Consider the following 8,666-nt stretch of genomic DNA (forward strand, 5'->3'; position numbering starts at 1 on the left):
CTCTCAAGTGGTGGGACGGCCGCCGGCCGCGGCAGCGAGCTCGGCAGCGTATTGGCGCAGGGTCGGGTGGTGCAGCACGGACATCACCGACACCGCGATACCGAGTTCCTGCTGGACCTGACCGCTCAGCTGGGTGGCCAGCAGCGAATGGCCGCCCAGTTCGAAGAAGACGTCATCCAGGCCGATCCGCTCGATGCCGAGCACGTTGCTCCATATTTGCGCCAGCCGCCGCTGCAACTGGGTCGCCGGCGGCACGAACGGGGTGGTCAGCTCGGGGCGCGGGTGGCGCGGCCGGGCGACCACCTCGGCCGCGGGCTTGGCCGAGGAGGCCGCGACCGTCCACTGGGCCTGCCGGGCGGCCAGCGGCCCGCTGGAGGTGACCACGTGCCCGAGACCCGGGATCAGCGACCAGGCCCGGTCGAACACCTCCACGCCCTCGGCGACGCTCATCGCGTACGCGGCGATGGTGGTGCCCGGGGCCAGGTGCGCCTCGGCACGGGTACGCCACGCCTCCCAGTCCACCGACAGCCAGCGCCCCGCCCCGGCCTGCCGCGCCTCGAGGGCGTAGGCGTCCATGGCCGCGTTGGCGGCGGCGTACGCGGCGAAGCCGAGCCCGCCCAGCACCGCCGCCAACGACGACAGCGCCAGCCGGTGCGGCGCCCGGTCGCCCAGTGCCTCCTGCAGCGCCAGCAGGCCGTGCACCTTCGGCCGGAAGTGCGCCGCAGCCTGCGTGTCCGTCATCGCGACCGCGGTGTCGAAGTGGTCCTGATGTGACACCCCGGCGCCATGCACCACCGCGTCCAGCCGCCCGAACCGCTGCTCGGCCATGGCGACGACCTCCGTCATCCGTGCCAGGTCGGCGGCGTCGGCGCTCAGCGCGAGCACCTGCGCGCCGACCTGCTCCAGGGCCAGCACGTGGCGCAGGCAGCGGCGCACCCGCTCGGAACCGCCCGCGTCGCGCAGCACCGCGTCCCACTGCTCGCGTGGCGGCAGCACCGAGGCCGTGGTCAGCACCAGCCGGGCACGCACCGTGCGGGCCAGGTGCTCGGCCAGCGCGAAGCCGACCTCACCCAGGCCGCCGGTGATCAGCACTACGGCGCCGTCGGGCAGCCCGGGACGGGCCGTCCGCGCCGCGACCGGCGGCACCGGCAGCGGCTCGTAGTCGCGTACCCAGCGACCGCCGTCGCGATGGGCCGCCTGCGGCTCGGCACCGTCGCACGCCTCGGCCAGCAGGTCGTCGATGACCTGCGCCGACAACGGACGGTCCCAGGAGGCGTCCAGGTCGATGTGACGGCAGACGACCCCGGCGTGTTCCTGCGACAGCACCAGCGCCAGGCCGCTCAGCGTCGCGTCCTCGGGCCGGCGCAGGTCGTCGCCGACGACATGCTGCGCGAAGCGGCTCAGCAGCAGCAGCCGCAGCGGCTCGGCGGCGGGCCGGCGCAGCAGCGCCGCGGCCAGCGCGCGAGCGCCGTGGAAGCCGTGCCGCTGCGCCTCGTCGAACGCGGCCACCCGCGCGGCGACGCCGGCGTCGGCGGGCACGGGCCGGCCGGGCCCGGGACCCCACAGCACGGTGCGCGGCGGCGTGCCGAGCGCCTCGATCAGCCGCTGGTAGTCGTCATGGTCGTCGACCCGCGCGGTGAAGCCGTCCGCTGCGGTGCCCCCGAACGCGGGACCGGGGCGGACCGTCGCCACCTGCGCGCCGGCCTCCCGCAGCCGAGCGGTGACCGCGTCGGCCAGCGTACCCTCACCCTGGACCAGCCACGGGCCGAGCTCGCGCAGCCGCTGAGGGTCCACTCGGGCGAACAGCGGCCGGTTGCGCCAGACCGGCTGGTAGAACCAGTCGGCGAGGTCGTCGCGGCGGGACAGGTCGGGCTCGCTCGCGACGGTCGCCGCCGGCTGGCCGGGTTCGATCCAGTAGCGGCGGCGCTTGAACGGGTAGGTCGGCAGGGTCACCCGCCGCCGGTGGCCGTCGGACAGCACCGACCAGTCCCAGTCCACACCGGACAGCCAGAGGTCGCCCACCCGACACAGCAGCCAGGCGGCGGGGGCGCGGTCGGGCGGGGCGACGGTCAGGGTCGGGCCGCCCGCAGCGCCCGGCTCGGCGATCGGCAGGTCGGCCAGTTCGTCACGCCGCAGCCGCGGCCCGGTGAGCCCCGCCAGGTGCAGGCCCGCCTCGGACAGCAGCCGCACCAGCGCGGTGGAGCCGCCGGTCGGGTGCAGCCCGGGGAACGCCGCCGAGAGTTCCTTCCAGGTCTGCGTGGCTGCCTCGGCCTCGGGCAGGTCCACCCGGACCGGCGGGTTGCGCCGCTCGGTGGTGCCGACGGACCAGCGGGTCGGATCGGCCAGCGCGGCCAGGACGTCGTCGCGGTCGGCGCACACCACGTGGGCGCGCACCGCGAACCCGGTCCGGGACTGCAGCAGGGTGTAGGCGACGTCCCGGAGGTCGAGGTCGTCACGTGCGCTCAGGCGCGTGTGCAGCCGCTGCGCCAGCGCGGCCAGCGCCTGCTCGTCGCGGGCGGACCACGCCAGCAGGTAGGGCCCGGACCCGGCCGGTCGCGGCGCCGGCTCCGGCGCTTCGCGCAGCACCAGGTGCACGTTGGTGCCACCCAGGCCGAACGAGCTGACCCCGGCATGGCGGGGCCGCCCGTCGCGGGGCCATTCGCGCCCCTCGGTCAGCACCGCGAACCGCCCGTTCGCCTCGGCCAGCGCCGCGTTGGGGGTACGGAAGTGCGGCGTGCCCGGCAGCACCCCGTGGCACAGGCTCAGGCTGGCACGGATCAGTCCGGCCACGCCGGAGGCGCGGTCCATGTGGCCGTGCGTCGGTTTGAGCGAGCCGAGGACCGTCACCGGCCGCCGCGCCGTGGGCGGCTGCTCCTGCTCGATCGCGGCGAACGCCTGCCGCATGGCGGCCAGCTCGACGGAGTCGCCGAGCATGGTGCCGGTGGCATGGCACTCGACGTAGCCGATGTCGGCCGGGTCCACTCCGGACAGCCGGATTGCGTCCTCGATGACGGCGGACTGGCCGGCGGTGCCCGGCGCCGAGTAGCCGACCTTGCCGCGGCCGTCGTTGTTCATCGCCGACGCGACGATCACGGCGTGCACCTGGTCGCCGTCGCGCAGCGCGTCGTCGAGACGCTTGAGCGCCACCACGCCGACCGCGTTGGCCACCACGGTGCCGTTGGCGGCGGCGTCGAAGCTGCGCACGGTCCCGTCGGGGGAGACGATCCCGCCTTCCTCGTACCGGTAGCCGGTCGGCTGGGGCAGGTCGATCGAGGCGCCGCCGGCCAGTGCCATGTCGCTCTCGTACGTCAGCAGACTCTGCACGGCCAGGTGCACCGCCGACAGCGACGTGGAACAGAAGCTCTGCACGCCCAGGCTAGGCCCGCGCAGGCCCAGCTTGTACGAAACCATCGTGGTCAGCGCGTCACGGTCGTTGCCCGCAGCGAACTGCAGCTTGCGCAGGGAATTGGTCAGGTCGGGGCGGGTGAGCAGGTTCTGCTGGAGGTAGTGGCTGAACCCGCAGCCGCCGAAGACACCGGTCGATCCGGGCATGCGGTCCGGCCGGTAGCCGGCCGCCTCCAGCGCCTCCCAGCAGCACTCCAGGAAAAGCCGGTACTGCGGGTCGGTGGCCTCGGCCTCGCCGGGGGTGAACCCGAAGAACGGGGCGTCGAACCCGGCGACGTCATCGACGGGCCCGGTTACCCGCACGTACCGGGCGTCGGCGGCCCGGGTGCCGTCGACGCCAGCGGCGCGCAGCTCGTCGTCGGTCACCGTACGCAGCCCGGGCCGGCCCGCCAACAGCGCGTCCCAGAACGCGTCGACGTCGGCCGCGCCCGGGAACCGCCCAGCCATGCCCACGATGGCCACGGCCGCGCCCGTCTCGGACTCGCTCATCGCCTCCTCCTTCGCTGGGTCGCGCCGTCGTGCAGTGCGGTGCGGCGCCGGTCGGCGCGGTCCTGCCGGTGGGTGTCGCCGCTGGGCTGCTCGCCGCCGTGGCGCAGCCCGTCAGCCAGGCGGGCCAGTTCCTCGACCGTGGGAGCTTCGTAGAGCACGTGCGGCGGCAACTCCGCCAGGTCCAGCGCCGCGCGCAGCCGTCCGATCAGGTCGACGCCGATCAGTGAGTTTCCGCCCAGCTCGAAGAAGTTGTCGGCGACCCCGACCCGGTCCAGCCGCAGCACCTCGCCCCAGGTCGCAGCGATGGTCTGTTCGGTCGCGGTCTGCGGCGCGGCGTACGCCGTGGCCAGCTGCGGCCTCGGGTAGCGGACGCCGGGTGCCGCGCTGACCGGGCGGCGGACGGTGTCGACGTCGAAGTCGCGGCTCAGCCGCACGATCTCCGAGAAGTCCTGGGTGGACACCACCACGTGGGGCAGCCCGGCGGCCAGGCAGCGGCGCAGCGCCCGCCAGCCTTCGTCGAAGCCGATACCGAAGCGGTCCCGGTGCCTGGTGAAGAACTCGCGCAGCGCCGGATCGTAGCCGTCCAGGCCGGCCGACCAGGCATTCCAGCGCCACTCGCCCCAGCCGATCGCGACGGTGCGCCGCCCAGTGGCGGCACAGGCACGCGCGTACGTGTCCAGATAGGCGTTGGCGGCGCAGTAGTCGACCTGGCCGGGTCCGCCGCCGGTGACCGAGGTGATCGACGAGAACAAGGCCAGGAAGTCCAGCGCGATCTCGTCGCTCTCGCCGGTGCGCAGCGCGGCGGCCAGCGCCTGCGTGCCGGCGACCTTCGGCGCGAGCGCCCGGCCGAAGTCGGTGGGGTCCTTCAGCTGCATCAGGCCGATGCCGGGCACGCCCGCGGCGTGCAACACCCCGTGCAGCGCACCGAACCGCTCGAACGCGCGGCCGACGGCCTCCGCCACGTCGGGCTGGCTGCTGACGTCCCCGGTGACGATCTCGACCTCGGCTCCGGCGTCGAGCATCGCACGGACTGCGGTCACCCGCCGCCGGGTTTGCTCGTCAGCGGCGGCCGTGCCCGCCGCGATCGCGGCCCAGTCCGTGCGGGGCGGCAGGCCGTTGCGACCGAACAGCACCAGCCGCGCCCGGTACCCCCGGGCCAGTTCCCCGGCCATGGCCAGGCCGATGCCGCCGAGGCCGCCCGTTATCAGGTAGACGCCCGCGGCGCGCAGCGGGTCCGGGCCGCCGGCGGCCGGAAGCCGGGAGTAGTCACAGGACCAGCGCAGGCCGTGGCGTACGGCCACCACCTGCTCGTCGCCCCCGGCCAGCACCGTGCCGAGCAGACCCGGGTCGGCCGGATCGGCGACGTCGATCAGGCGGGTACGCACCTGCGGGTATTCCAGCGGAATGACCCGGACGGGGCCGGTGACGGTGGTCCGTTCCGGCGACAGCGCCTCGCCGGGCAGCACCTGCTGGGTGCCCGTGGTCACCACGTCGAGAACCCAGTCGCCCCAGCCGACCTCGCCTGCGGCGCGGGCCAGCGCGGTGAGCGTCGTGAACCCCAGTTCTACCTGCTCTGCCGCGTCCGGCGGGTCGGCCAGCGTCCACAGGTGGAGCACCCGGTCCGGCTGCCGCCCCTGGACGCGCAGCTCCCGCAGCAACCGGCCGGTGTCCTCCAGCGAGCCCGGCCGGATGGTGAAGCCGTCGGCGTGCTGCGCGTACGCGTGCCCGGCCCGGACTTCGACGATGCCGGCCCCGGCCGTGCCGCGTAGTGCCGCGACGAGCGCCGCGGCCGGGCCCGGACCGGTGTAGACGAGCCAGGAGCCGGTGGCCGATCCGGCGCCGGGCGGCGGCAGCTGCCGCCACGTCGGCGCGTACAGCCAGTCCCGCTCGTCGAGCCGGGGCAGCCGGCCGACCTCGGCCAGCAATCCCCCGCCGTCGCCGTTCAGCAGTCCGCTGCCGTCACCATCCAGCCCGGACACCTGCCCGCCGGCCCGCTGCGAGCGGTCGCCCGCAGCGGGGTCGAGCCAGTACCGTGCGCGCTGGAACGGGTAGGTGGGCAGCGGCACTCGGCGCCGAGCCGGAGCGGAGCTGTGCACGGCCCTCCAGTCCACGTCGACGCCACACAGCCAGAGGCGGGCAAGGCAGTCGGTGAGGGTAAGATCGTCGGGCCGCGGGTCGTGGGTGGCGGGCAGCGTGGCGAGGATCAGCGGCCACCGCTCCCGAGGGCAGTCACCGGCGCGGATCATCGCGCCCAGCGACTGGCCCGGTCCGATCTCGACGACGGCCAGGTCGGGGCGGTCCACGATCGCACGCATGCCGTCGGCGAAGCGCACCGTCTCGCACATGTGCAGGGCCCAGTACCCGGGTTCGGTGACCAGCTCGGCGGTGGCGGGTTCGCCGGTCACGTTGGACAGGTACGCCGCCGTCGGCGGGTGGAGGGTCACGTTCGCGGCGATCCAGGAGGTCAGCTCCGCGCACAGCGGCGCGAGCTGCCGGGAGTGGAACGCATGCGTGGTGTCCAGCTCGCGGCTGATCACACCGGTCTCGGCCAGCCGGGCGGCCAACTCCCGCACCGCGGCCGGCGGCCCGGCGACGACGACGCTGTCCGCACCGTTGATCACGGCCAGACCCAGACCGGACGGCTCCAGCGGCCCGAAGCGCTCGTGCAGCGCCTGCGGCGACAGCGGTACCGCCAGCATGGCCCCGGCGGGCAGCGCCGCGATGAGCACGGCGCGATGGGTCACCAGCCGCAGCGCGTCCTCCAGCGAGAACACCCCCGCCAGGCAGGCGGCCACGTACTCGCCGAGGCTGTAGCCGATCATCAGCTCCGGGGTCACGCCCCAGGCGATCAGGGTCCGCGCGATGGCGTACTCGACGGCGAAGACCAGCGGCTGCGCGACATCGGTGCGACGCAGCGTGGCGACCCGCTCGTCACCCGGTCCGGGCGGGGCGGCGCGGCCGAGCAGCGCCGCCAGGTCGTGGCCGCCCGCCCGCGCACCGGTGAGCAGGCCGATGGTGTCGATGCGCGGGTCGCACTCGCCGATCACCACCGCGCACTCGTCCAGCGCCTGCCGGAACACCGACTCCCGCCGGTAGAGTTCGGCGACCAGGCCGGGGTACTGCTCGCCGACGCCGGCGAACACGAACGCGGCCCCGCGCTGCCGGGTGGCGTCGGTGCGGGCCATCAGACCGGGGACGCCGGCGGCCCCGGACAGCGCGGCCGACGCAGCCGGTGCTGACGCCGCGACCAGGGCCCGGCGGTGGCTGAACACGGCCCGTCCGGTCTGCAAGGTGTACGCCACGTCGGCCAGGTCCGGGGCGTCCGTGGCCGACAGCCGCGCGCCCAGCCGCAGGCAGGCTTGCTCGACCGCCTCGTCGCCGCGTGCGGAGATGAGCAGCGCCTGGTAACGGCGGTCGGGCCCGATGGGCTCGCCCGCCGGTGCGGGTGGGGGCGGCTGCTCGACCACCACATGCACGTTGGTACCGCCCATGCCCAGCGAGTTGACCCCGGCGATGCGCGGCCGGTCCGGGGCACCCGGGAACGGGGTCAGCTCGGTCTGCACGTAAAACGGACCCGCCGCGAAATCGATCTCGGGGTTGGGCTCGGTGAAGTGCAGCTGCGGGGGCAGCACGCCGGTGTGCACCGCCAGCGCCGCCTTGATCAAGCCGGTGACGCCGGCGGCCCTGTCCAGGTGACCGACGTTGGTCTTCACCGAACCGAGAGCACACGAGCCCGGCGTACCCGGGCCAAATGCCCGATTCAGCGCCGCGATCTCGATCGGATCGCCGAGCGGGGTGCCGGTGCCGTGCGCCTCGACGTATCCGACCTTGGCCGGGTGCACGCCAGCGTCGGCCAGCGCCTCGCGGACGACCGCCGCCTGCCCGGCGACGCTGGGCGCGGTGTAGCCGACCTTCATCGCACCGTCGTTGTTCATCGCCGAGCCGCGGATGACGGCCCAGACGGTGTCGCCATCGCGCAGCGCGTCGGCCAACGGCTTGAGCGCCACCACGGCCGCGCCGTCGCCGAACATGCTGCCACGCGCCGCAGCGTCGAAGGCGCGCACGTGACCGTCCGGGGATGCCATGCCGCCCTCCTGGTAGACGTGCCCGACCCGGTTCGGCACCCGGATCGACACCCCGCCGGCCAGGGCCAGCTCGCACTCCCCCGCACGCAGGCTCCGGCAGGCCAGGTGGACGGCCACCAGCGAGGTCGAGCAGAACGTCTGTACGGCGATGCTCGGCCCGGTCAGGTCGAACACGTACGACACGGTGGTGGTGAGGGCATCCTTGTCGTTGCCCATCACGACCTCGTAGTCGTTGATCTCGCCCGCGGTGAGCAGGTCGTACTGCTGTGAGTGGAGGAAATAGGTGCTGAGGTTGGTGCCGCCGAAGACCCCGACGCGGCCGCCGGGTGCGCCGTACCCGGCGTCCTCCAGGGCCTCCCAGCACACCTCCAGGAACATCCGCTGCTGCGGGTCGGTCAGCGCGGCGGCGCGCGGGCTGAAGCCGAAGAAGCCGGCGTCGAAGTCGGCGATGCCGTCGAGCACGGGCCGGGCCGGCACGTAGTCGGGCCGGGCGGCCAGCTGCGGGTCGACGCCCGCCTCGGCCAGTTCCTCGGGCGTGAAGAAGCTGATCGACTCCTTGCCGTCGAGCAGGTTCTGCCAGAACTCTGCGATGCCCGCCGCGCCGGGGAAGCGACCGGACATGCCGACGATGGCGATGCGCTCGTCGCGCACGGGTGGGGGCGCGGCGGGTGGCGCGGCGGCCATGGC

General features: G+C 74.5%; 2 protein-coding genes. Both read right to left on the minus strand.

The genetic code is table 11. The features are described 5' to 3' along the window. Positions 1-3: 3 nt before the first annotated feature. Entirely contained in the window at positions 4-3,894 is a 3,891-nt protein-coding gene (locus tag E1258_RS09850; RefSeq protein WP_132398912.1) for an SDR family NAD(P)-dependent oxidoreductase, read from the minus strand. Beyond that, positions 3,891-8,630, minus strand: a complete 4,740-nt coding sequence (locus E1258_RS09855) for a type I polyketide synthase (RefSeq protein WP_165949705.1) — start codon at positions 8,628-8,630, stop codon at positions 3,891-3,893. The genes E1258_RS09850 and E1258_RS09855 overlap by 4 nt, the downstream gene beginning before the upstream one ends. Positions 8,631-8,666 lie beyond the last annotated feature (36 nt).

Origin of the sequence: Micromonospora sp. KC207, from assembly GCF_004348615.1 — a bacterium.
Lineage (GTDB): Bacteria > Actinomycetota > Actinomycetes > Mycobacteriales > Micromonosporaceae > Micromonospora.

What these genes read in the sequence shown, in the direction of transcription:
- E1258_RS09850 (WP_132398912.1), bottom strand. Translation starts at nt 3,894, where the DNA reads ATGAGCGAGTCCGAGACGGGCGCGGCCGTGGCCATCGTGGGCATGGCT.